The following is a 24,356-nucleotide window of genomic DNA, read 5'->3' as shown; positions in this document are numbered from 1 at the left end:
AGACGCTCCGCGGCACGAGGACCGGCAAGGAAAGGGGCCGCTCCGCCCAAGATCTCACGTTCGCCTCCTTGACGCTGGTGACACGGAATGGGCGGAATCGAGCCCCTGAGGCGTGCCCTCTCGGGGCCCGTCATGCAGAACGTCGCGACCGCGACTCAGATCGACACGCTGGGCGACGCCCGGTTCCGCAGTGCCCTACGGTGCCCGTATGCGGTCACCCCGCGGGGCTTGTAGACCGCCAGCACCAGCGCTGCGAGCACCACGATCAGCGCGGCGGTGGCATGAACCAGATGGGCCGGATCCTGCAGGACGGCCCGGTCGGCCTCGGACCAGGTCGGCTGCGCCGCGACAGTCGCGGCGTGTTCGATCGAGCGGGTGTAGAGCACCAGAACGACAGCGGCGACCAGGTTGAGCACCAGCTTGAACAGCACCCAGTAGTGGCGCAGCAACCCCCACGTAGTGCCGAGCGAGCAGATCAATCCGGTGGCCAGCGAGGCCACCGCGAACGGCAGCAGCACCGCGTCGGCGAGCATCGCCATCACCTGATAGCTCCCGCGTACCTGTTCCGGATCGGCGCTGATCAACGTGGCCGCAGCCACCACGAGATAGGTGATGACGGCGCCGAGCCATCCTCCCGAGGCACCGATGTGCACGGCTCGCGCGAGGGTGCGCGCCCGTGGCGTCATCGTCACCGCAGGATCGGTCCGGTCCATGCATCCGGTGAGAAATCGACGCCGTCGGCGCTGATCATCGGGTGCACCACCGCGGCAGGAGCGGACAGATGCCGGCCGGGACCGTGGTTGCCGCCACTGAGCAGCATCACGGCGACGACCAGCACGATGAGAACGCCGACGACGACGGCGACCACCTTCACCCAGCGCGGCGTGCGGTGTGGCGGTGAGGTGGGAGTGGGATCGGTCATCGGCGGTAGCCCCCTCAACACGAAGACGACTCTTTCGATACACACTGTCACAATTGATGGCCCCATACCGATTCCCGTCAGCCTGGCCGACGTCCTGACCCGCACAGCGTGATAGACCGGCCGAGAGTCCGGCAGAGTCCTCACGGCTTACCCACAAACGACATTAGTTTCGGAGAATCGGATCGGCGCTTGCGGATCAAAGCACGGGTGCCGGATGCCGATCGGCCAGCTGTCCCAACGCGGTGATTCCGACCGGTTCGCTGATGGCCAGCGGAATCACTGCGCACCGATCGGCGAGCTCACCCCGGACCGTATCGATCTGCTCGAGTTCGGCAACCGCTCGCTGCCGGAGCAACGGCGCGGTGGGTGTCGCCGCAGCCAGAGAATTGTTGACCACCCACGCCCACGGTGCGATACCAGCGCGGCGCAGATCATCCTGCAGACCGGCCGCCTCGAGCACCGGGGTGGTCTCGGCCAAGGTCACCAGCACAATTTTGGTCTGTGCCGGGTCCTGCAGCCGCATCAGCGGAGTGGTGAAGCGCCCACCGTCGCCCATCTGCCGAGCGATCTCCCGGTGATACGACCCGGTCGCGTCGAGCAACAGCAGGGTATGCCCGGTGGGGGCGGTATCGACGACGACGAACTTGCGGCGTGATTCGTGAATCACCTTCGAGAACGCCTGGAACACCGCGACCTCCTCGGTGCACGGGGACTGCAGGTCTTCGGTGAGGGTGGCGCGGCCGGCGTCGTCGAGTCCGGCGCCCTTGGCGGCCAGGACCCGGTTGCGGTAGGTCTCGCTGGCCGCGTGCGGATCGATGCGGGAGACCTCGGGGTGGTCGAGTTCCCCGGCGAGGGTGTCGGTCAGATGTGCGGCGGGGTCGGTGGTGGTCAGGTGCACGTCATGACCACGGCGGGCCAGGGCCACCGCGATCGCGGCGGCAATGGTGGTTTTGCCAACTCCACCTTTGCCCATGCACATCACCAGCCCGTGGCCATCAGCCTCGATCGCATCGACCAGATCCGCCAACGGGGCGTCGGCGACCGCGGCAAACCCCAGATCGGTGCCGGCGACGGTCATCGCCGTGGCGGTGGTGTCGAACAGGGTGCTCAAAGCATCGAGACCGACCATGTTGACCGGCTTGAGCTCCACCAGATCGGTGGGCGGAGCGGCGATCGCGGCGGGACGATTCGCCAATGCTGCCTGCTCGCGTCGATGCACGGCGGTCGCCAGCGGGTCGGTGTCCTCGGCCGGGGCGGGCAATACGCCGTTGACGACCACATGCTGTCTCGTCATGCCGATCGCGGCGAGTTCGCTGTGGGTGCGGGCGATCTCGGCCAGGGCGGAGCGGTTCGCGCGTGCCACGAGCACCAGGCGGGTGCGGCCGGGGTCCGACAAGGCCTCGACCGCGCCGGCGTACATGGCTTTCTGCTTGTCGAGTCCGGCCAGCGGTCCGAGGCAGGACGCGTCGCCTTTGCCGTGGTCGAGGAATTCGGTCCAGTTGCCGGGTAGTTGCAGCAGCCGGATGGTGTGGCCGGTGGGGGCGGTGTCGAACAGCACGTGATCGAACCCGGCGACCCGGTCGTCGGGATCGGTGAGCAGCGAGGTGAATTCGTCGAATGAGGCGACTTCGGTGGTGCACGAGCCGGACAGCTGTTCGGTGATCGAGGCGATCTCCGCATCCGGGAGCAGTCCGCGGACGGGGCCGACGATGCGTTCGCGGTAGGCGGCGGCGGCCTGCTCGGGGTCGATCTCGAGCGCGCAGAGCCCCGCCGCCGCGGGGATCTCGGTGATGGTGTTGCCGATGCTCAGACCGAAGACCTGCCCGACGTTGGAGGCGGGGTCGGTCGAGACGAGCAGCACCTTCTTTCCGGCCCGGGCCAGGCGCAGCGCCGACGCGCACGCGATGGAGGTCTTGCCGACCCCGCCTTTACCGGTGAAGAACACGAACCGGGGCGGGTCGGTCAGGAACGTCGGATCGGCAGCCATGAAAGCAGGTACTCCTCGTCGGACGGGTATCGGCGGGCAGAGTGCAGACCTATCTGGTCAGCAGCAGGTGGACTCGCCCGGAGTGCAGCAGGAGTCGCTGTCGTCGGCAAGCCCGAGCATCGTCACCCCGGACGGCGCTGCAGCAGCGGGAACCTCGAGGCCCGCCCAGGTGGCGAGCTCGGTGCGAGTCGGATAGCGCCCGGTAGCGACGGTGACGTCGTCGACAAGCACGAGCGGCAACCCGTCCGATCCAGCGAGTTCGAGGAACTTCTTGACCGTCTCGTTGTGGGCGAACGAGAGCGGATCGTTGGCCAGGTTGTGGCGGGTGATGGCTGCGCCCTGCTCGGTCAGCGCGGCCATGTCGGCGGCGAAGGTGACCAGGTTCTGGTCGAGGTCCTCGCCGCACACGCCGGTGTTGCAGCACAGGGCCGGTTCGAAGATTGCGATGGTGCTCATAGGTGTCTGTACTCCTGAGTGATCGAGGCGAAGAGAGTTATCGGGCGTCGGTAGCAGCGAGCAGCCGGGCGGTCAGCTCGCCGACCCGGGTGGCGATGTCGTCGCGGACCAGGCGCATCCGCTCGATGCCGTCGATGCCGCGCTCGGACGGCTCGTCGGTGTCCCAGTTCTCCACGACCACACCGGTGGGCGCCTCGACCTGGGCTTCGCCGCCGAGGGTGATCACCAGGTCGACCTCGCCGAGCAGCTGCGGATCGATCGGCTTGGGATACTCACCGTCCACAGGTGCCCCGATCTCCTCGAGGACCTGCATCGACAGAGCGTTCAGCGACGACCCTGGGACGGTACCGGCCGAATGGACGGTGACGCGGTCGCCGGCGGTCTTGCGCATCAACGCTGCAGCCATCTGGGATTTTCCGCCGTTCTTCACACACACGAACAGCACCGAAGCAGTGGGCACGTAAAGGTCCCTTCCCGTTTGACGACTGGATTGATAAAGGTCAATATAGACGCATGTCGAATCAGCTGTCGAACGGGGCCGAGCCGTGCTGCCCGCCGCTCTCGCGCGAGCCCCTCACCTCGGATTGGGCCACCGACCTGGCCCGCATGTTCAAGGCCCTCGGTGATCCGGTACGCCTACGCATGCTCAGCATGATCGCCAGCCACCAGGGCGGTGAGAGCTGCGTGTGCGACATCAGCCCTGCGTTCGACCTGTCGCAGCCCACCATCTCGCACCACCTCAAGGTGCTGCGCGAAGCCGGACTGCTCGAGTGCGAGCGGCGCGGCACCTGGGTGTATTACCGGGTGCTCCCCGCAGCGCTGGAACAACTGTCCGCGGTGCTCGCCACCGAATCCGGGGTGCTGCCCGGATCGGCCTGCACCTGCGCCCCGACCGAACCTCTTCAGGAGACCGTCTCGTGACCACCGCCACCGACAATCGGTCCGTCGCCGGCAAGATGTCGGTCCTCGACCGGTTCCTGGCCGTGTGGATCGGCATCGCCATGGTCGCCGGCCTGCTGCTCGGCCGACTCATTCCCGGGCTCGGGGACGCGTTGAGTGTCATCGAGATCGACAACATCTCTCTGCCGATCGCGCTCGGCCTGTTGATCATGATGTACCCGGTGCTCGCGAAGGTCCGCTACGACCGCCTCGATACCGTCACGGGCGACCGCAAGCTGTTGATCTCCTCGCTGATCCTCAACTGGGTGCTCGGCCCGGCTCTGATGTTCGCCCTCGCCTGGCTACTGCTGCCCGACCTGCCCGAATACCGCACCGGACTGATCATCGTCGGCCTCGCCCGCTGCATCGCGATGGTCATCATCTGGAACGACCTCGCCTGCGGCGACCGTGAAGCAGCCGCCGTACTGGTCGCGATCAACTCGGTCTTCCAGGTGATCATGTTCGCCGTCCTCGGCTGGTTCTACCTGTCGATCCTGCCGGGCTGGCTCGGACTCGAACAGACCACCCTCGATGTCTCGCCGTGGCAGATCGCCAAATCGGTGCTGATCTTCCTGGGTATCCCACTCGTCGCCGGTTTCTTGACCCGCCACTTCGGTGAAAAAGCCAAGGGCCGCCAGTGGTACGAGGACACGTTCCTGCCGAAGATCGGACCGTGGGCGCTCTACGGGTTGCTGTTCACCATCGTGATCCTGTTCGCGTTGCAGGGCGAACAGATCACCTCGCAGCCCTGGGACGTCGTACGAATTGCATTGCCGCTGCTCGCGTACTTCATCCTCATGTGGGGCGGCGGGTTCCTGTTCGGTGCTGCGGTCGGCCTCGGTTACGAGCGCACCACCACCTTGGCATTCACTGCCGCCGGCAACAACTTCGAGCTGGCCATCGCGGTGGCGATCGGCACCTTCGGTGTCACCTCCGGTCAGGCTTTGGCCGGGGTGGTGGGCCCGCTGATCGAGGTGCCTGTCCTCGTTGCCCTGATCTATGTCTCGCTCGCACTGCGTAAGCGTTTTACCCGTTCGCCCGCCCCCGCTGTGTCGTAAGGACCGACCACCTCAGGAGTCGATGATGTCCCAGCACGCTGCCCAGCCGGAACTACTGATGCCCCAGGCGGTGCTGCACCGCGCTGCCGAACATCTCGCAGAGAAGTACGCCGGGGTGTTTTCCCCTCAAACGGTCGAGCGGATGGTCTTCGAGTCGTATGCGGCGCTGCGCCGCACCGCGAAGATCCACACGCATCTGCCTTCCCTGGCCACCCGCTTCGCCGGTGAACGTCTCACTGCTCTGGCGCAGGCCGAAGGGGCCGTGCCGAAGGATGTGCCGGAGGTGCTGTTCGTGTGCGTGCACAACAGCGGCCGCTCGCAGATGGCCGCGGCATTGCTGGCTCATCACGGCGGTGGGCGGGTGCATGTGCGCTCCGCCGGATCGGCTCCTGCAGAGGCGATTCATCCCGTCGTGATCGAGGCGATGGCCGAGCTCGGGCTCGATCTCGGTGCCGAATACCCCAAACCGCTGACCGACGATGTGGTGGCAGCCGCGGACGTGGTGGTCACCATGGGGTGCGGTGATGCGTGCGCGGTGTATCCGGGTAAGCGCTACCTCGACTGGTCGCTGCTCGATCCGGAGGACGAGTCGCTGGGCACGGTGCGGGCGATCCGCGACGACATCGACACCCGAGTGCGGGCTTTGCTGGCCGAACTCGACACCGTCTCTGCCTGAATTCTCTTCGAAAGGACGTCTACTTCCATGACCGCAGATTCCTCGACCGACCGCACACCCTCGGTGCTGTTCGTGTGTGTGCACAACGCCGGCCGTTCCCAGATGGCCGCGGGATTCCTCACCGCGCTGGCCGGCGACCGGGTCGAGGTCCGCTCCGCCGGCTCCGCCCCCGCAGACGGGGGGACCCCCGCCGCTGTCGCGGCGATGGCCGAGGTCGGTATCGACATCTCCGCGCAGAACCCGAAGATCCTCACCGTCGACGCGGTGCAGGCCTCCGATGTGGTGATCACCATGGGGTGCGGCGACACCTGCCCGGTGTTCCCGGGCACGTCGTATCGCGATTGGGTGCTCGAGGATCCGGCCGGCCAAGGGGTCGAGGCGGTGCGTCCGATCCGCGACGAGATCAAAGTCAAGGTCGAGGCGCTGATCGCCGAGCTCGTTCCCGACGACGCCCGCGTATGAACCAGGCGGGCTGGCTCTCGCCGGATTCGGGACCGGTCGGGTGCACAGTGATCCTGGTCGAGGTCCACAACCGATGAGCGTGATCGACATCGATGTAGTAGTGGTCGGCGGCGGCCAGGCCGGCCTGGCCTCAGCCCGCGCACGTTCAAGGTCAAGACCACCATCGTCGACCCCACGGCATCGTTTCCGCCTGACCGGGTCGGTCGCGTCTTTGACCGGGGGCGTTGTGATGCGGTGTGGACCTCCGACATCACGTACCTGACCTGCGGCGAAGGCGATGCGTACCTGTGTGCGATCCGCGATGAGCATTCGCGTCGGGTGCTGGGGTGGGCGGTCGATGAGCACATGCGCACCGAGTTGGTCACCGCCGCCGCCGATGCTGCGGTATTCACCCGGGGCGGGTCGGTGGCCGGTACGATCGTGCACTCGGACCGCGGCAGTCAGTACACCAGCTACGACATGGCCACAGCGTGCTCGCGGCATGGTTTGCTGCGGTCGATGGGCCAGACCGGGATCTGTTGGGACAACGCCGGCTCCGAATCGCTGTGGTCGACGGTCAAACATGAGTACTACAAACGCCACATCTTCGACACCTACACCAATCTCGGTGTGGGACTTGACAATTACTTACGATTCTACAACCATGAACGGCGGCACAGCTCGTTGGGCATGATCTCACCTATCGACTTCGAGATCGGCTCACGCGCACGCCAACAACCACGCTAAGCGTGTCCACTTTTTCTGGGGAACCTCAGTGTTACCCAGGAGGACGCTGATCTGGCTGTGTGGCTACAGTGGGTGTCGCCCACTTCGGTGGTGCTTCCGGTCCCCGCCCAAACCCCCCTTCGGGCGGGGACCGATGTTCTTGTCCTCGGACACTCTGTTTTGAACAGTGTTACCTGCGGGTGCCGAGTCACACCGACGACCGTCCGATGACTGACCAGAGTGGTGACAGTCGGAGTGATGGACCAGGTCCACCGACTGATGCTGCCGGAGTCATCTGCCACAGTGCCATCGCGAGCGCCCGCAAAGGCGGTGAACATGCGGTCTGGGTAGGTCTGTCGAGCTGTTCTGCACATCAGGAATTCTGCTCTGATCTGCGACTATAGGAAACCTACGCACCCCGACGACGTTGCCGCGATAAATTGCCTTCTTACGATCCCGGTCATGGATCAAACAGTTGCTGCCGTGGTGATCGTCCTAGCCATCCCCGGGATCGTGTGTTCGGTGGTCGCCGCACTACACCCCGACGCGGCCCGGCGGAAGTCCGCGCTGCGCGCGTTGAAGGTTGTTCATCGGCGCCGACCTGATCGCGATAAGGGATACAGGTGAGGCACGGTGCGCCTCGCGCCGTTCGTCGAGGCGCTCCTCCTTGATCACGACTTCGTACTGGCTGCGGTCGTTGCGGAGGGTGACGGCCTGCATTTCATAGTCTTCCAGGACGACGGCCCGCTGCTGGTCGACCGGCGATGGTGTGGCGCTGGCGGTATCGTTCTTCAAGTGGCAGACGAGAACAGAGGTGGGCGCCCACTCAAGGCGATAACCGGCGGCGGTCGTCCACAGGCGAGCGGTGACAAAGGACGGTTCGGTGGCAGGCCCGCGAAGGGTCAGGCGCTTCCGCCTCCCCCTCCTCCCCGACGGCCACCGTCAGGCTCGGGAGGCGAGGGTTCCGGCTGACCCGGTTCCCGGCACCAGCTGACCCTTTCCGTTCCCGACAACGGCACGAACACGCCCAGGCTGTCCTTTATCGGCGCGATGAAGCTCCCGTCGCTGCCCATCTGCCATTGTTCGGGGATGAACAGATCACGTGGTTCTGGGTAGGTGGAGAAGTACGTTTGGTCGCTGACGTATCCGCCCACCCATCGTCCGTCCGCGGTGCGCACCCGGACGAAGCAGTTCAACCTCTTCGGCGCGATGTGGTCCCACGCGCTCGGAGTGGGCGAGAACGGCAGTCGGCTCGTGCAATTCACGACCCAGTTCCAGCTCGACGCCCACGTAACCATTGCGGCCAGTACTGCCGGTATGACCACGGCCAGAGTGACAATGACTCCACCGACCAACTGTGGTCTCTCGCTGAGAACCCCGAGGTTGTCATCACTCCTTGTGCCGGTCACGACGTTGATGAGGCATGGGCCGATCGTAATGAGATACAGGCAGTCCAGAATCACGCTTGCGGCGATCCCATGCACCAGTCGGACGCTGAAATCCTTCTCGTCAGCTGTCGCTCCACCGCGGAGATGGCGACGCCCCCCGGTGTATACGAATCCGGGTACGACCAGGAGCAGCATCGTTCCGATCTGGAACGCGGTTTGAGGCACCACGGATAGATCATCGCAGACAACCGTGTCGTCCCGGATTCGACGGACGGTGCGAACAACGCCGCTGAACACCACCCCGACAGCCCGCCGCTGTCGGCTGATCCGTTTCTTGCAGTTGGCCGCCTGGACCGATCGCGACAGGGGATATGCGTGAAGCGATACCCGTGTTGTCGAGCCCGTTACGTGCCTGTCCGGCGGAAGTCGTCGTACGTTCCGCCCAGGTATCCCAGGAGCATTTGCTGGAAGGCGGGGTTGGCGAAGAACAGGTCGAACAGTTCGCCGTTCTTCTCGTGCCGTTCGAGAAGGAACTCTTTGATCTTCTCCTCGAGCACGAGTTCGTACTGGCTGCGGTCGTTGTGGAGGGCGACGGCCTGCATGTCGTCGTCTTCCAGGATGACGGCCCGCTGCTGGTCGACCCAGATCTTGTCAGCGTCACCGAGATCGGAACCGTACTTGGAGTTCATCAGATCAATGAGCGCCGATAGCTTGTCCAGTACCGGCTCGGTAGCCGAGCCCTTCCCCTCGCCCGGGAGTGCGATGCCGGGTTCGTCGGTGGCCTCCAGTGCGATGGCGCCTTCGGACTGCACCGACAGCCGAAGATGTGTGAGCTGCACTGATTTGCTCAGCTGCGGCATCGGATCACTCTCGGTCGCCGGCAGTTCGGTGAGCAGGAGCTTGCCGTACAGGAACAGACGCTCAAGGTCAGGGTCGGGCCACGGCATCACCTGCGCGATGAACGCGTACGCGCGGCAGAAATGGGTGAGGGCGGTCCGGAACTCGCCTTGCGCGTCCTCGTCCAGACCGGCGAACCGGCTCAATGCGGGCCCGAGGTGGACGTAGAGCGCCGACTGCTGCTTCGGATCCCCCGACAGCAAAGCTACGGTCGCCGCGGACATGTCGTCGACGGCGAGCACACCGGCGGCCATCAGGTCGTGCTCCATCGTGTACAGCACGTTCGGGTCGGTCGGCTGGGCCAGGGACTGTTCGTAGAAGTCGGCGAACGAGGCCTCGATCTCCTCGGCGGTGTTGGCGAAGTCGAGCACGAACGTGTCCTGCTTGCCCGGATAGATCCGGTTGAGCCGCGACAGTGTCTGAACGGCCTTGACCCCGTGCAGCTTCTTGTCGACGTACATGGTGTGCAGCAACGGCTCATCGAACCCGGTCTGATACTTCTCGGCCACCACCAGCACCTGAAAGTTCTCCCGAAACTCCTTGGGCAGCTGTGACTCCGGGAATCCGTTCATCATCGGTTCGGTGAACACCAGTTCCGGGGCATCCGGGTCGGGCACAGTTCCGGAAAACGCGACCAATGCCCGCAACGGCTTGTCACCGGTGTCATAGCCCTTGAACTGGATGTACTTGTCGATCGCCTGCTTGGTGCGCACCGCATGCAACCGGGAGCGGGTGACGACCATCGCCCTGGCGTTGCCGTCGATCTTGCCGGCGGTTTTCTGCCGGAAGTGTTCAACGATCACTTCGGCCTTCGCATCGAGCATGTACGAGTGCAGCGACGCGAACCGGGCCAGCGCCGACCGACCTTTCGAGGCATCCAGTTCCGGGTCGTGGCGGGTGTGGGCGTTGGCGAGCTTGTAGTAGGTGGAGTAGGTGGTGTAGTTCGCCAGCACATCGAGGATGAAACCTTCATCGATGGCCTGGCGCATCGAGTAGGTGTGGAACGGTCGCTTGACCCCGTCCGAATCGATCTGCCCGAACGTTTCCAGGGTTTTCGGTTTCGGGGTGGCGGTGAACGCGAAGAACGACAAGTTCTTCTGCTTCCCCCGATGCCGGGCACTTTCCAGCAGTGCGTCGTCGGGCTGCTCGGCGGCCTCAGCTTCAGCTTCGACCGCTTCGGCGGCCTCCAGCGCGTCGGTGCCGGTGCCCAGGACCTTCTTGAGCTGTTTGACCGAGTCGCCGGTGGTTGAAGAGTGTGCCTCGTCGACGATCACCGCGAACCGCTTCCCTGCGATCTGTTTCACCTGCCCGTCGGCGGCGTCCTGCGCGGCGAACGCGGCGACGACGGGGAACTTCTGCAGTGTGGTGATGATGATCCGGGCAGCGTTCCCCTCCAATGCTTCTTTGAGCTGGGAGGAGTGCTTGTCGACACGCACGATGGTGCCCGGGGTGTGGTCCAGGCCCGCGACGGTCTCCTGCAACTGCCGATCGAGCACCCGGCGGTCGGTGATGACGATGACCTTGTCGAAAATCGGCTGATCGGCGGCATCATGGAGACGGGACAGCGAATGCGCCGACCACGCAATGGTGTTCGACTTACCCGACCCGGCCGAATGCTGAATCAGCCGATCCACACCGGCACCGTCGGCGTAGGTCGCGGCCAGGATCGAGCGGACCGCATGCCACTGGTGATACCGCGGGAACAACACGGTGCCGGCGGCGGAGTGGATGAAGTTGCCGAGCAATTCGAGCCATGCGTCGCGCTGCCACACCTGTTCCCACAGGTACGCGCTCTGGTAGCCGCCTACTGTCGGGTTGCCGGCGGTCCCGGAGCGGCCGGGCCCGGCCGAGCCCTGGTTGAACGGCAGGAACCGGGTGTCCTGCCCGGCCAGTCGGGTGGTCATCGCCACCCGGTGCGGGTCGACGGCGAAATGCACGAGCATCCGTGTGGTGAAGATCTTGTCGTGCGGGTTGCGGTCGGTCCGGTACTGGGCCATCGCGTTCTCGATATTCTGCCCGGTCAACGGGTTCTTCAACTCGGCCGAGGCGACCGGGATCCCGTTGACCACCAACACCAGATCCAACGAGTCCGCGGTATTGGACTCGGAATGGTGTAACTGCCGCACCACACTGAGCCGGTTGCTCGCGTACCGATCCAGGAGTTCGGGAGTGAGTGTGTTGGCTGGTTTGAACCAGCACATCCGCACCGTGACCCCGGAGTCCTTGACGGTGCCGCGCAGGACGCTGATGGTGCCGCGGTGGTCGATGGCGTCAGCGACGGTCTTCACGAACCGCGCCCGCGCGGTGGCCTCACCGCCGTGCCGGGTGACCAGTTGCTTCCACGCCTTCGGCTGGGACTCCTGGAGGTAGGTGATCACCTCGTCAGGGAACACGCTCAGCTCACGGTCGAAAGTCTGCGGAGACAGCGCCTGCCACCCGTTGCTAGCCAAGTGAGCCTCAATATTGGCCTCGAACGTCGCTTCCGTCGTATTGCTCATCATCACCCCGGAATGTTGGAGCTGGCCGTCGTCACGTCCAACTCACCAGTGACGGCCGCGGTAATGAGGGACGACTTGTACTCGGCGAGAAGGTCGACGGATTGCTCCAGTGCACGCGTATTTCTAGCCGAGTCGTCGCGGTGTCGCCGCCACAGCGCAACGTACGACTCCTGGTCCGGTGGTGGCACCAACACCAAGGGCGCTTCCCTCGCAACATCAGTGTTGAGGCGAGCTCGTGTTGCACCTCGCGCAAGCAATCCAATTCGATTACGTGCGAACGGGCTCGACAGGGCAATCGCCGCGTACGCGTGCGAGATTCCGTGACGCAGTCGGATTCGATAGCAGTCGGCCTTCACAATGCCGGGACCGATATCTGGCATGACTGCGCAGCGACCCAGAGGCCATCGCTCGTCGCCAAGACCCGCCATCACCAGATCGCCTGCGCGGACGGCGTGACCGGACAGAACGTCCGCATACTCATCGGCGATGTATGCCCGATCATCGTCACGAAAGTCTGCAATCCCGATGTTCCCCAGTCGAACCACACGGGTCCCGAAGTCGGTGTAGTGCTGAGATGTCAACGAGGACCCAAATGGGCCGTCCACGATAGAGTCGAGCACTCGGCGGAGCGGGATGACGCGACCTCGGGAGGCCAGCTCGACCGTCTCCTTCTCCCACCACGAGTCGAAGGCCAGGTGCGCAAGTTCCAGCTGCTCGCGGCGGGCGGCGATGATGCGGTCGATCCGGGAAACACTGTCGTCGAGGAAGTCCGCGATCTGCTGCTGCGCTCCGTAGTCGCTGGGAGTTGGAACCGGAGTCGCACGAAGGTCTGCGATCGAGATTCCGTACCGGGAGATCCCCGTCGCAGAGTTGCCGAAGTGGTCCAGCACTGGGCGCGACCGTAGCGCCCAGTTTAGGAAGCGAGGGTGAACGTCATCGGCTGGGCGGGCGATCGCGAGATGGTAGCCACAAACAAAATCATCTGATTCTCCGTCCACAAATGCGGATATACCAATGTCAGTGGGATCTTCCGAATCTTTAGTGAAGACACTGTCACCCACCTTCAGACGATTCCGTTTGATCTCCTCTGCCGTCGCAGTCGCTCTCATCAGATCGTCACCAGCGTGAACCCGATCTTTCTTGTACGCATCTGTGTAGTTGCACAGACGAATCGGGATCTCACCTTCCACAGTGTGTTTGTCTACGCTGCTGGTCCAGACCACAGCGAGGCTCCGCAGCGGAACGGTTTTCACAGGTCTAACCCCCGCATCCAATCTCGGATCCGATCTTCGAGCTGCTTGATCTCGCTGGCGATCTCGTCGACCGGACGGGGTGGCTGGTACACATAGAACTGCCGGGCGAACGGAATTTCGACACCGACCTTGGTCTTGGTGTGGTCGATCCAGGCGTCAGAGACATACGGATGGATCTCGGCGGCCAGGTGAACTTCGGCAACCTCCTGGAGCACCTTGGCACGCACTTGGTCGTCGAGGTCGAAAAACCCGTCGGGGACGCGCACGTTCTCCTGGTCCCGTAGATCCGGATCTGGTTCAGGTGCACCACCGCGCTTGGTGATGATCGGGGCCGTGGGATCGGCGACCGCGCAGGCCTTGGCGAAGGTCTTCTTGTCCTTGGGTGCGAGGTCAGGAACCGTCGCCAGCAATGCCTTCTCGGTGTCGAACTTCTGCCCCACAAGGTGGGCGCACTGGTCGAACGGCGCTTCGGCAACCGCGTCGGCGGTGATCTCCCAACGCCGGCGAAGGGGGCGTTCGACGGTGATCCGCTGGAACGCGAACGCTTCGCGCGGCAGCACCTTCACCTTGGCGTCGTCGGTGAACTCGTCGAGCGCGCCGCCGTACAGCTGGGTGATCGTCGCGATGGCGTCGGGAGTGAGTTCTTTGCGTTTATCACCCAAGGATTTGCGCATCTTGGTGCCGAGGTTCCGGGCGTCGATGAGGCGGACCACGCCGCGGGCGTCGGCCGGTTTGTCGTTGGTCAGGATCCACACGTAGGTGGAGATGCCGGTGTTGTAGAACATCTGATCCGGCAACGCCACGATGCCTTCGAGCCAGTCGTTCTCCAAGATCCAGCGCCGGATCTCCGACTCGCCGGACGCTGCGGCACCAGAGAACAGCGGCGACCCCGACAGCACGATCCCGACCCGGGAACCGCCGGGCTTCATCTTGGAGAGCATGTGCTGCAGAAACAGCAGCGAACCGTCCGATACCCGCGGCAGGCCGGCACCGAACCGGCCGTGCATGCCCTGTTTCTCGTTCTCCTCCTTGATCGGCTTGGCGTACCCCTTCCAATCGACCCCGTACGGAGGGTTCGCCAAAATCAGGTCAAAGCCCTTGCCGTGGAAGGCATCCTGTGTCAATGAGTTGCCCGGAGCCATCTGGTCGGGGGCGATGTCGAGCATCATCAGGTCCGACTGCGCGATCGCCCACGTCTCGTCGTTGAGTTCCTGCCCGTACACCTTGACCGTGGCGTTCGGGTTGGCGGCGGTGATGCCGTGCAGTGCGCCCATCAGCATGCCGCCGGTGCCGGCGGCCGGATCGTAGACGGTGCGCACCGGTTTCGGGTTCTCGGTCAGGTCGTCGTGAGTGCGGCCGTACAGCAGCAACTGCACCATCAGGTCGATCACCTCACGCGGGGTGTAGTGCTCACCAGCGGTTTCATTGCTCATTTCCGAGAACTTGCGCAGCAGTTCCTCGAACAGGTAGCCCATCGCCTCGTTACTGACCACGCTCGGCCGCAGATCCAGGTCGGCGAAGTCGGCGAGCACCTGGTACAGGATCTCGGCCCGGTCCATGCGGGTGATCTTGTCGTCGAAGTTGTAGGCCTCCATCACCGCGTACGCATCCGGTGACAGGCGGCGGATGTAGCCGGCGAGCTGGTCGGCCAGTTCCTTGTCGTTCTGCAGCATGCTGGTGAACGTGAGCGGTGAGAGGCTGTAGAAGCGTTGTTTCGCTGTACGTTTGAGGAGCATGTCGGTGCCCTGATCAACGGCCTTGCCTACGGACTTGCGATCAGCCTTCAACGCGCCGGTGCTTACCGCTCGGTCAATGACCGCTTCGCGTGTGGGTTCTAGGACCGCGTCCATGCGGCGCAGCACCAGCAGTGGGAGCATCACCGAGCCGTACTCGTGCTGCTTGAAGGTGCCGCGCAGCTTGTCGGCGACCTTCCAGACGAATGCGACCTTGTTGTCGAAACCAGCCGGTGCCATGGTGTCCTTCCGTGAGCGTGAACTGACTGTATCCCGATCTCCCGACCGCCCTCTTGTATGACGATGCTACAGTTGTGTATTACAAGCGTACGTCGGGAGGTGTTGATATGGCGGTCCTGAATATTCGCGTCGATGATCGGGTCCGTGATCAGCTCAAGGAGTTGGCGGACGCCGGAGGGGTCACAGTCAGCGAGTATGTTCGTGACCTGCTGATGGAGGCGATCGTCCCGGTGTACGAGGCGGATGTCGATCACGGTGATCAGCCGGCGCCGGACACCATGCGGCTCGCCGACCGTCAGGTGCTTTCGATGCTGCACCGCATCCTCGCTAGCGTCTTGCCCGAGGACGCGAACGATGTCGACGGGGACAAGGCCTATCAGCTTGAACGTGCGGAAGTGCTCGAATCCGGTTTCACCGGTGAGTATTGGCAAGAGGTCGCCGGGTTCCGCACCGAGCTGTCCAAGCGTGACTGTGGGCGGGTAATGGACATACTCGACATGTTCCGCGTGATCACCTTCAGCATTAACAAGCTGGAGGAGCAAGGGGTTTCGGTCAGCGAAAAGCTGCAACGGGAGCTGGAGTTCAAGGGGTTCGACTTCAACGACGGACTCGAAAGCCACATGGCCGGATACGTCAGATTCCTGATGGCCGATGGCCGATGGGCCGAACTGCGATCGCAGGTCGATGGCAACAACCGGGGGAACTCTCACCACCGGGTGCTCGACATGTACATGAGGATGCTCGCCGAACACCGTCGGATCAAAGACAGTCGAGGCCGGGGGTCCCAAGACGACTACCTGCTCTCGATGCAGGAGCTGGAGCAGATCGCAGCAGCACGCGTTCACCCATCGCACAGGCCGCGCAGATGAGCACTGTGGAGATCTTCGTCGACGAATCCCGTCGCCGCGACTACATGCTGTGCGCGGCCGTCGTCGCCAGCGGCGATATCGCAGCGTCCCGTAAGGCGATGCGGAGTTTGAAGCCGAACAACCGCAATCGGTTGCATATGAAGGACGAGACGCGGAACCGGGACCAGCTGGTGCGCGAGTTCGTTCGGCTACAGCCGATCGCCGAAGCGCACATCTTTGTGGGATCGGTGGCAGGGGCGACCGAGCGGAAGGTACGGACCCGCTGCCTTGAGGAACTCGCCGAGTTCGCGGTGGACGCGGGTGCAACCCGGATCCTCATCGAATCCTGCTCACAGGACAAGCAAGATCGCGCGGCGGTGACCGGTGTTCTGGCCCGTCGCGGGGCGCTCGATCGTGTACGCGCAGACGTCGACCGGCCTACCGCGCACGAACTGCTCTGGGCGGCTGATCTCGTCGCATGGGCGTACGGCGCCGGAGGCACATACAAGACACTGGTCGATCATCTCGTGACCGTGCACAACATTCCATAGACAGCGCAAAGGCCGGGCGACCACGCAAAACGTGCGGGCTCCCGGCCTCACTTCCCTGGCTCTTCACCAGGACAACTCCATCATAGCGCACCACAATCCGAAGCCATGTCTTGATACTGCGGACCACAGCCATGACTTTGATGCTGCGGAGGGGCGGACTGGGTGAGCCGCAGGACGGTGTTGGCTTCCAGGAGGGACCTGGCACTCCGAAAATCCTCTGACCTGGGATTTTCTCGTACACGAGAAACATCGAACACTTGGTCTATGATTATCGCTGGTTGCAGGCAAACCGAAATCCCGGAAGGGAGAGTCCCGACCAGGCTGGGTAGTTAAGTTATCGCGGCACGATCACCTTACTACCTAGCTAGGTGGACCTGTCAAAGGCAGGCGGGGCTTGATTTGGGCGGTCAGCTGCCAACGTCCCTGCTGTCTACATGAGAGATCACGCCGATGAAATTGAAGTTTCTGTCGAAAGTGGTACCGCCTGTGGCGATGCCATTCCTGGTCCTGCCCGTTGTGGTGACCTCGATCGGAGCGCCGCCCTGGTGGCTTGCGTTTGCCGGCGCGGCGCTGATTGCGCAGCAGACCGCCGACCTGGTGAAATCTCCCGAGTCAGGCACGTAGCGGCGTAGTAGCCCTCACCGCCCACTGGCATGGACAGCGGGCGGTGAGGCAGTCCCCCGTCCTCTCCCGCTTAGTCCAGCGCTGAACCCAGTGGTCATCCGACCCAGTCCCCTGCCTTTAGTGGTTGTTTGATAAGGCCCTGCTCACCTCATCCGACGGAATGTAGTCGTTGGGGTGAGCAGTCGAGGTCATGCAGACCGATCGATCGGCCTCATCTCACTCGCCTGTGCGGAGGTGGCCTTGGGCGTGGTCTTGGACGGTGGTGTTTTCCTGGCTTTCGATGGCCGAGCTTCGGTCAGTCGCGGGATCGATGTGGCTGCCAGGAGCTTGGGGTCCAGGCGCTTGCGGTCTCGGGCAGGGATCGCTTTGAGGTGCTCGGTGATCTGGGACATCATCTTCGCCTCCCAGGCCAGATGGTCAGCGCGGACGCGCAGGATCTCCTTGACCGCCGACATCGGAGTGCCGAGGTAACGCTCGGCGAGTTCGAGGCGTTCAGCGACTGCTCGGGCGTCCGCGGCCGCTTCTTTGGCGATACGCGCTTCGCGTTCGCGCCGGCGGGCGGCGAGTTCAGCCTGTTCGGCCGCACGGTACTCGGCGAGCGCGGTCTCGATGGCTGTTGGCTGCGGGATCGCCGCCTCGCCGACGGGTGTCTGGTTATCGTCCACGGTTCTGGCCCTTCTGTCGTTCGCGTTGCATCTGGTTGCTGTGGCCGCGTGCCTTGCTGCGGGTGCCGCGGCCGGCGTTCGTGGTGGTGGCTTTGTGGGGGTTGGTGGGGTGCCCGGCGACTGCGACGGTGGCCGGGTCGGCCGCTGGTGAACTGCCGGCCTGGTCGATGCGTTCGGCACGTGGCGGCGCCTGGCTGTTGTCAGCGGCCTTGGCTTGCCGGGTCAGTGAGCTGACGCGCTGACTGTCCGCATCCGTGCGATCGGCATTGCTCAGGTCGGCTGACCCTTTGCCCTCGAAGCGTTCGCGGATTGCCGCGACTTCCAGTGCTGCACTGTCGTTCAGTGCAGAGCGTCCCTCGGTGATCAGTGCTAGTGCTTCTTCTCGCGGCTTGGTGAGGAGCTCGTCGGGATCCAGTCCCCAGTTCTTGATCTGGCGGTCGAGCACATCGCCCACAGGATCGGCTTCTGTGCTGGCGTGGGATTCGGCCAGCTGGTCGAGAATCGTGGAGGGTTCGGCATGCTTGCGGAAGAACTGTCCCACTCGGGTCAGGCTGCCTTTGTAGCTCTGCCCTGGTCTCTTTTCCAGGTCATGCTCACGCATGAAGTTGTCGACGATGTCGCCGAGCTCTGCGGCGTGCACGTTGCGGTCGGCGTACTTGTCTGCCAACCCCAATGCCGAGGTGACTACGCCATCGTCCGGCGCCTGGAGGTCCTGGCTGTCAACCTGAGGACGAGGACGTTCAGGGGCGGGCGCGAAGGGCGTGGGTCCGTGATCGGGCACCCGATCGGTGACCTGCGGGCGGACCTGCCAGTTCTTGGTTGGATCGGCGAACTCAGGATCTATGTTGTCCATCCGGACGGGGTCGGCGGTCTGCTCGCCTCTTTCTGTTCCCAGAAGTTCTTGCCAGGGTGAGGCCATCAGCCGGTCGGCTTCAGGCGCAGGCTGATCCTTCGCGAGTTGCGTGCGGATCCGGTCCTGGATCTGCCGGGCCTTGTTGGCGAGACTGTCGTATGCCGAACGACGTCGGTACAGCGACTCCGGTTGGTTGATGATCTGAGGTGTCTGCCCGGTGGCCCCGCCCCGGTCCTGCCTTGCCCGTTCGAGGCGTTCGTTGCGGCGAGCCCACGCTTCCACCACGGACGCGGTCTGTCCGACGCTGACAGAGATGGTCCTGTCGATCAGGCTTTCCAGCTCTTTGGTTTCGATGTCGTGCTGTTCGTGTTCCACGGGGGATTCCTCTCCTAGTAGGCGCTCATCGCGGCGCGAACCGCGGCGTCGGGCATGATCTCGACAGGGATGGGTGTCTGTTCGCCGCTGCTGTGGTGGCCGCCCTCGACCGAGCAGCACCAGAACGGCCCGTTATTCGGGTCCATGAGCACATGCATGTGGGGGTCGGCGTGATCGCGCCACCACACGCTCATCCCGGTCGTGGGGTCTTGGCGCAGCGACTCCCATGCCCGCCACAGCGCTTCGAGCCGCGATACCGCTTCGGCGTGCAGCCACCACTGCGGGCACCACACGTAGGTGCTGTTGCGGACGATCTTGCGTTGGTACACGTAGATCAGGTGCTTTTCGACGTAGTCGTACACAGACGGGTACTCCAGCTGCGGTTCCTGCTCGCTGTCGGCCGTCGGGTCTGACGGTGTCAGGTCGTCGGCGAACACTGATTCGTCGAACTCGGGGAAATCATCGAAATTCATTGGTGTCAACCCACTTTCAGTTGTCCGGGCGAGTATTCAGCGAAGGACTGGTCGATCAGGTCGGAGTACGGCTTGGTGAACCAGGGCACGGTGCGGACGATGACCGGCGGGTTCCCGGCCGAGAACACCAGCGCTCGCCCAAGCGGCCACGCGGCGAGCTGGGAGGCGTGGAAAATGGACTCTTTGCCACGTGAGCGAGACACCGATGAGTTGCCGCCACCCTGACCGGAGCCGCGGGAAACGTTGACCTGGGTGTGTTCCCACTCCCCTGCCAGCTCGACGAGATTGCGCAGATACTCCGCTTCGCGGACGTTGCCGCCGTAGACGTAGACATTCGATGATGATTCGAGGAGCTTCATGTTCCGCTCGCCCCACACCCCGATGCCCTGGGACCACGACTGCAAGATCGTCATGATGATGATTCCACGGGAACCGAAGTGCGAGTATAGCTTCGGAAGATCAGGCCAGCGCACCACGTTCGCGGCTTCATCGAGGGCGCACAGCATCGGCACTGGCAGCCGGCCACCGGGGGATGCGGTCGCGATCTTCTCGGCGGTCTTGGTGACTGCCATCGTCAGCGCGGCCACGAGCGGACCGGCGGACCCGACGCCCTCCTTCGACAAGCAGTACAGGGTCTCCTTGTTGCGGATGTACTGCGCGATGTCAAGAGTGGGGCGGTCATCGCCAGGTCCCGCACACGAGACCCATTGCCGTATCTGTCGTATTCGTAGGCACCGCGCCATCTTTATCGCTGTCCCGAAGATCCCGTCTTGCTGTTTGTCGGCGTACCCGAGAACCGACTCCAAGCCTGCTGCGATCAACGGATAGTCATGCTCGATCAGCACACGAACAGATTCGTGGCAGCTACGCCGGTTGGTCAGCCGCTCATAGACCGCGGTGATCGGCTCACCGTTGAGCGCGCTCGCCAAAATCAGGGTGGCGAGTAGGTTTTCGCCTTCGGGATCGAAGTATGGATCCTTCTTGTCGGATTCGGATACGCCGCCAGCGGCGAACAACTGCGCCAACTCCTCTGCGGTCGTTTCGTCGACGACGTAGGACAACGGGTCCCAGTACCACCAGGCTGGTTCGTTGGCGACATCTTGCGGGTCGAACACCCACACCTGCCGGGTGGGTCGGCCGTCGTTGTCGCGGAACTCACGCACCAGCCGGGTGTGATCGAGATTGCCGCGTTTGTTCTCGGTTGCCAGCACCGCGCCGGGCGCCTCGCAGATCTGCGGGATGATCATCGAGGTGGACTTGCCTTGCCGTGGTCCCATGATGATCAGAAACATGTCTTCCCATGAGCCGTACAGCGGTTTCCTGTCCAGGGTGGTGCCGAAACCCACCCCGTTCCAGCGGGTGAACGGCGCCAGCAGATCGGACTTGTCGACCCCGAGCGAGGTGGCTTTAGCGATGGTGGCTTTCTCGGTCAGCGACTTGATCGCCTTGCCGCTGCCGAGGTGCTTTTGGGCACTGTCGACACGTTCTGTGTCGTCTTGACCGCCTCGACGGCGACGCCACCACAGGCCAGCCCCGGCGGCCGGCGCCACCGCGATGACCAGCAGGACCAGCCACATGGTTGCGGCCGAAGACCATGCTTCGCGGCCCACGACCACACCGAGTGACGCGGTCAACGGATTGGTGGTGTCGGTGGTACCGGCCAGCCGCATCGCCGCCCACACCAGCACCGACACGAACACCACGACGGCGAGCGCGACACCCAGCAGAATCGTTTCGGAGGTGTTGGAGGGTTGTTTGGCCTTACCTGCTTGTGTTGCCGGCATCAGGGCTCCTTCGTGGCGTGATCGTCATAGCTGGTCCTTGTTGTCGATCTGGTAGATGCTCGGGGACTGGGTGTTTGGTCATGAGGAAACTTCGATCTCGGTCAGGCGCCACCGGTCGTCGACCCCGCGAGCCAGGGTCACGGTGTAGGTCATCACCGCCGATTCGGTGGTCGACCCGTCGGGCCACTGCGCCACCTGGGCGACCATTGCGGTGCGCTGGACATTCTGCGCCATCGGTTCGTCGCGGCGTGCGGTGATCGCGACCTGCGCGGTGACGATCGCTCTGTCTTCCCGCCACAGCGCCCACGATCCGGGCAGACGGACCCAGTCCCGGCCGGTGAGCAGTTTGCGATGCAGCGAGTCCTCGATCCACGGCTTGGCCCGGATGATCGCGCTGCGGGTATCGATGTCAGTCACCGGCTGCCAGCTGTACATGCGGCTCAACGCTTCCCGCGCCGACACATCCGGGCTATCCCCGCGTATTGGCCCGTCACCGGCCGGCAAGGAGACATGGTGATCGTGGCCATCCCCGCTCTGATGTTCAGGCTGCTGTGATGATCCGCAACCTGCGAGTGCCAGCACCGCGGTTATCGTCGCGGCGACTATGCCCAGCGTGGTCCGTGTCATCAGCGTTCTCCTTCTGCTTGCGCCCGTACGTCGCCAGGCCGCTTAACGGACGACTCGGTGGAGGATTCAGCCGATCCCGTTGAGGACCGGTACTTGGGTTCGTTGGCGATGATGATCTGGGCGTACTGGATGGTCTCGCCGTATGGAGGGAATCCGCGGTACTGCTGCAGGGCACCGGGTCCGGCGTTGTAGCCGGCCAGGATCAGGTCGCGGCGGTCCTTGTTCGGTCCAGATCTCGGGTCGATCTGGCCGGACTTGATCCAGCCGTCGACCTGATCGGCGATCGAGCACATGAAATGCCCTTGCGAGACGATCGCATCTCCGAGCGACCACACATCGACCCGCCCGTCACCGTCGTAGTCGCGGCCCCACGTCGCCCACGTCCCATCCATGAACTGGCCCGGTCCCTTCGCCCCTACAGGGGACTGGACACGCTGCTGGAATCCACCGGTCTCCTGGTGTCCTTGTGCAGCCAGCAGTGATGCGGTCACGCCCTTCGCCGGGCATAGTTGGCCGGCGACATTATACCATCGCCCCCACTCCTTCGGGATGGTGCCTGGTTTGACCGGGGCACCGTTACCGCCGGTACTGCTGTCGCATTCGGTGAGCCCGGACTGGCCGCGGCCGCCGCGGCTGCGGTCCTCGACGCTGCCCAGGTCGCCACCGGTGTACGGGGCCGATGCGGTGAGGGTGACGTGGACGTGGTTGTAGTGGTTCTCGTTCCAGGATCCGCGGTCAGCCATCGGGCGGCCGGCCCCACCTGCGGGGGTGTAGGTCTGCCGCCAGATGGTGTATGCGACGTCGTACACCGATGCGTTGGTCTGGACGTAGTCCAGAATCCGGTCGCCCAACGCGACATCGGCGGCGGTACGCCCGTCGTGGGGCATCATGAAGTCGATCGCCCGGCCCTGCGGATGGTCCTGTGCGTGTTCTCCGTCAGCGCGCCACCCTCCTACGGACTTGATTTCCGGGAAGCGTTGCACCACAGCACGAGCCAGCCGAACAGCGTTGGTTTGCAGGTTCTTTTCGGTGCCGATACTCGCCGACAGCGGCTGGGACAGATCCAGGCGACCCTGGGCGTCGGTGACCGCACCGACCGAACCAGTTCCGGTGGTGCGGGTGTCGGAAAGTTGCTTGACCGGTGAATCGGTGTCACCGGAGGTTGAGGTGGACCGCAGGAACGTGCCCTCGGGGGCCGGTTTCTTGCCGGTGACACCGGCTTTGCGGGAGGTCAACTGCCACGCGTTCCAGCCCTGAGTTTTCAGGGTGGTGTTGGCGACCTCCATCTGTTCGGCGGGGCTGGCTTGGTCGGCTGACGGGGCGTACTTGTGGCCGCCGAACGCCTTCCATGTGCTGGGGGTGAACTGGAGGCCGCCGTAGTAGCCGTTTCCGGTGTTGATCGCCCAGTCGCCGCCGGACTCGTACTCGGCTACCTTGTTCCAGTCCGCGACTGTCACCACGTTCGGTGCGGAGTCGTCGGACGGCCCGGTCTTGTCGGGGGTTGCGGGTGCGGGGGTGGTCTTGCCGGGTTCGACTGCATCGGCCAGCCACGGCACAGGGTCGATCGCCTGCTGCCCCCAACCGCCGGGCCAGACCTCGAAATGGAGGTGTGCCCCTCCCGGTCCGGGCGGATATACCTCGCCGTTGTAACCGACCTTGGTGATCAGCTGACCGGCGGCAACCTTCTGCCCCACTTTGACCAGCAAGTCCTGCGGGAACATATGCCCGTACACGGTGTCGACTCGTTTGCCGTTGATGTTGTGGGCCAGCACAATCCACTGCCCGAACCCGCTAGCAGTGCCGGCCTTGTCAACGACCCCGGCGAACGCGGCGTACACCGGTTGCCCAGCTTGGGCACCGAGGTCGACACCCTGGTGCATGCTGCCGCCGCGAGGTCCGAACCCCGAGGTGACCTGATAGGTGCCCTTCTTCATCGGCCAACTCTTGGTACCCGGCGTGAGGCCGCCACCAGCGTTGTCTTGGGTTGAGGTATCAGTGGTGTCTTCGCAGTCCATCGTTCCGCTACCGACCAGTGCCCCGATCAGCAGGACTGGGATCGCGACGACCAGCACGATCAGCCCAACCAGACCCGCCCCTTTCGATTCCATCGGTTATCCACTTCGGTTCTCGTCGAGGGCGTCGATCAGTTCAGCGTTGAGTTGTTTGAAGGCCTGCACTTGCTTCACGGCGGCGTCGAGATCACCGAGGGCGGCGCCGAGCAGGCGGGGGGCGTCGGTGGGGGGGGCCGCCCGAACCCCCGCCTGGCACCCGGTCTTTACGGGGGTCGGGGGGACGTCGAGCTGGTTGGCGTAGACGCGCTGGTTGTCGTCCATGAAGAGCCA

The 24,356-nt window shown here is 64.0% G+C and carries 24 protein-coding genes and 1 pseudogene; 8 read left to right on the top strand and 17 right to left on the bottom strand.

From position 1 onward, the window contains the following. Window positions 1-155: 155 nt before the first annotated feature. The 5 genes from Q0627_RS13095 to Q0627_RS13075 form a co-directional block, all read right to left on the bottom strand. Window positions 156-686, bottom strand: a complete 531-nt coding sequence (locus Q0627_RS13095) for a DUF2269 domain-containing protein (protein WP_246222382.1) — start codon at window positions 684-686, stop codon at window positions 156-158. Window positions 687-688: 2 nt separating this feature from the next. Beyond that, window positions 689-922, bottom strand: coding sequence for a hypothetical protein (locus Q0627_RS13090; RefSeq protein WP_213251006.1), 234 nt, complete (start codon window positions 920-922; stop codon window positions 689-691). 196 nt (window positions 923-1,118) lie between these two features. Next, the gene (gene arsA / locus Q0627_RS13085; RefSeq protein ID WP_298810466.1) at window positions 1,119-2,909 is read right to left on the bottom strand and encodes an arsenical pump-driving ATPase; all 1,791 of its coding nucleotides are present in this window, start codon (window positions 2,907-2,909) and stop codon (window positions 1,119-1,121) included. Between the two features lie 57 nt (window positions 2,910-2,966). Continuing rightward, window positions 2,967-3,365 (bottom strand): arsenite efflux transporter metallochaperone ArsD, encoded by a 399-nt coding sequence (gene arsD / locus Q0627_RS13080; protein WP_298810463.1) that lies wholly within the window; start codon window positions 3,363-3,365, stop codon window positions 2,967-2,969. 37 nt (window positions 3,366-3,402) lie between these two features. Beyond that, a complete protein-coding gene (locus Q0627_RS13075) occupies window positions 3,403-3,825 on the bottom strand; it encodes a low molecular weight phosphatase family protein (RefSeq protein WP_213251013.1) in 423 nt (140 codons plus the stop codon). Between the two features lie 53 nt (window positions 3,826-3,878). Here Q0627_RS13075 and Q0627_RS13070 point away from each other — a divergent pair, with 53 nt between their 5' ends. From Q0627_RS13070 to Q0627_RS13050, 5 genes and pseudogenes are all read left to right on the top strand, one after another. Next, complete coding sequence (locus Q0627_RS13070) at window positions 3,879-4,286, top strand: helix-turn-helix transcriptional regulator (protein WP_213251016.1); 408 nt, start codon at window positions 3,879-3,881, stop codon at window positions 4,284-4,286. Between the two features lie 35 nt (window positions 4,287-4,321). Next, a complete protein-coding gene (gene arsB / locus Q0627_RS13065; RefSeq protein ID WP_213251214.1) occupies window positions 4,322-5,362 on the top strand; it encodes an ACR3 family arsenite efflux transporter in 1,041 nt (346 codons plus the stop codon). 25 nt (window positions 5,363-5,387) lie between these two features. Continuing rightward, entirely contained in the window at window positions 5,388-6,038 is a 651-nt protein-coding gene (locus Q0627_RS13060; RefSeq protein ID WP_213251216.1) for an arsenate reductase ArsC, read from the top strand. A 27-nt stretch (window positions 6,039-6,065) separates the two neighbouring features. Further along, window positions 6,066-6,500, top strand: coding sequence for an arsenate reductase ArsC (locus Q0627_RS13055; protein ID WP_298810447.1), 435 nt, complete (start codon window positions 6,066-6,068; stop codon window positions 6,498-6,500). Between the two features lie 150 nt (window positions 6,501-6,650). Next, a pseudogene (locus tag Q0627_RS13050) lies at window positions 6,651-7,226 on the top strand (IS3 family transposase); the annotation flags it as partial. A gap of 513 nt (window positions 7,227-7,739) precedes the next feature. Here the strand turns inward: Q0627_RS13050 and Q0627_RS13045 are convergent. The 5 genes from Q0627_RS13045 to Q0627_RS13025 form a co-directional block, all read right to left on the bottom strand. Then, complete coding sequence (locus Q0627_RS13045) at window positions 7,740-8,000, bottom strand: hypothetical protein (RefSeq protein ID WP_213251022.1); 261 nt, start codon at window positions 7,998-8,000, stop codon at window positions 7,740-7,742. Between the two features lie 107 nt (window positions 8,001-8,107). Continuing rightward, complete coding sequence (locus Q0627_RS13040; protein ID WP_213251025.1) at window positions 8,108-8,893, bottom strand: DUF6338 family protein; 786 nt, start codon at window positions 8,891-8,893, stop codon at window positions 8,108-8,110. A gap of 104 nt (window positions 8,894-8,997) precedes the next feature. Beyond that, entirely contained in the window at window positions 8,998-11,988 is a 2,991-nt protein-coding gene (locus Q0627_RS13035; protein ID WP_213251220.1) for a type I restriction endonuclease subunit R, read from the bottom strand. 2 nt (window positions 11,989-11,990) lie between these two features. Further along, entirely contained in the window at window positions 11,991-13,241 is a 1,251-nt protein-coding gene (locus Q0627_RS13030) for a hypothetical protein (protein WP_298810437.1), read from the bottom strand. Further along, window positions 13,238-15,214 carry a class I SAM-dependent DNA methyltransferase gene (locus Q0627_RS13025; RefSeq protein WP_298810435.1) on the bottom strand — a complete coding sequence of 659 codons (1,977 nt, stop codon included), beginning with the start codon at window positions 15,212-15,214 and terminating at the stop codon, window positions 13,238-13,240. The genes Q0627_RS13030 and Q0627_RS13025 overlap by 4 nt, the downstream gene beginning before the upstream one ends. Window positions 15,215-15,321: 107 nt before the next feature. Here Q0627_RS13025 and Q0627_RS13020 point away from each other — a divergent pair, with 107 nt between their 5' ends. From Q0627_RS13020 to Q0627_RS13010, 3 genes are all read left to right on the top strand, one after another. Next, window positions 15,322-16,083, top strand: coding sequence for a YfbU family protein (locus Q0627_RS13020; protein WP_213251031.1), 762 nt, complete (start codon window positions 15,322-15,324; stop codon window positions 16,081-16,083). Then, window positions 16,080-16,613 (top strand): hypothetical protein, encoded by a 534-nt coding sequence (locus Q0627_RS13015; RefSeq protein WP_246222376.1) that lies wholly within the window; start codon window positions 16,080-16,082, stop codon window positions 16,611-16,613. The genes Q0627_RS13020 and Q0627_RS13015 overlap by 4 nt, the downstream gene beginning before the upstream one ends. 450 nt (window positions 16,614-17,063) lie before the next feature. After that, window positions 17,064-17,237 (top strand): hypothetical protein, encoded by a 174-nt coding sequence (locus tag Q0627_RS13010; RefSeq protein ID WP_213251034.1) that lies wholly within the window; start codon window positions 17,064-17,066, stop codon window positions 17,235-17,237. A gap of 188 nt (window positions 17,238-17,425) precedes the next feature. Here Q0627_RS13010 and Q0627_RS13005 read toward each other — a convergent pair whose 3' ends face one another. The 7 genes from Q0627_RS13005 to Q0627_RS12975 all read right to left on the bottom strand — a co-directional run. Continuing rightward, on the bottom strand, window positions 17,426-17,902 hold the full coding sequence (locus Q0627_RS13005) for a hypothetical protein (RefSeq protein ID WP_213251061.1): 477 nt from the start codon (window positions 17,900-17,902) through the stop codon (window positions 17,426-17,428). Next, entirely contained in the window at window positions 17,892-19,130 is a 1,239-nt protein-coding gene (locus Q0627_RS13000; protein WP_298810423.1) for a hypothetical protein, read from the bottom strand. Before Q0627_RS13000 ends, Q0627_RS13005 begins: the two co-directional genes overlap by 11 nt. 14 nt (window positions 19,131-19,144) lie before the next feature. Then, window positions 19,145-19,603, bottom strand: a complete 459-nt coding sequence (locus Q0627_RS12995; protein WP_213251087.1) for a DUF4913 domain-containing protein — start codon at window positions 19,601-19,603, stop codon at window positions 19,145-19,147. A 5-nt stretch (window positions 19,604-19,608) separates the two neighbouring features. Beyond that, a complete protein-coding gene (locus tag Q0627_RS12990; RefSeq protein ID WP_213251090.1) occupies window positions 19,609-21,387 on the bottom strand; it encodes a type IV secretory system conjugative DNA transfer family protein in 1,779 nt (592 codons plus the stop codon). A gap of 78 nt (window positions 21,388-21,465) precedes the next feature. Continuing rightward, window positions 21,466-21,804: a hypothetical protein gene (locus Q0627_RS12985; protein ID WP_298810411.1), complete on the bottom strand. Its 339-nt coding sequence runs from the start codon at window positions 21,802-21,804 to the stop codon at window positions 21,466-21,468. A gap of 209 nt (window positions 21,805-22,013) precedes the next feature. Further along, window positions 22,014-24,122: a transglycosylase family protein gene (locus Q0627_RS12980; protein WP_298810409.1), complete on the bottom strand. Its 2,109-nt coding sequence runs from the start codon at window positions 24,120-24,122 to the stop codon at window positions 22,014-22,016. A 3-nt stretch (window positions 24,123-24,125) separates the two neighbouring features. Further along, window positions 24,126-24,356 (bottom strand): hypothetical protein (locus Q0627_RS12975; protein ID WP_298810406.1); only part of this gene is annotated, 231 nt, incomplete at its 5' end.

Origin of the sequence: uncultured Gordonia sp., assembly GCF_937858515.1 — a bacterium.
GTDB lineage: Bacteria > Actinomycetota > Actinomycetes > Mycobacteriales > Mycobacteriaceae > Gordonia.
Note: the sequence above shows the minus strand (reverse complement) of the source record. Positions and strands in the feature narration are given on the sequence as shown.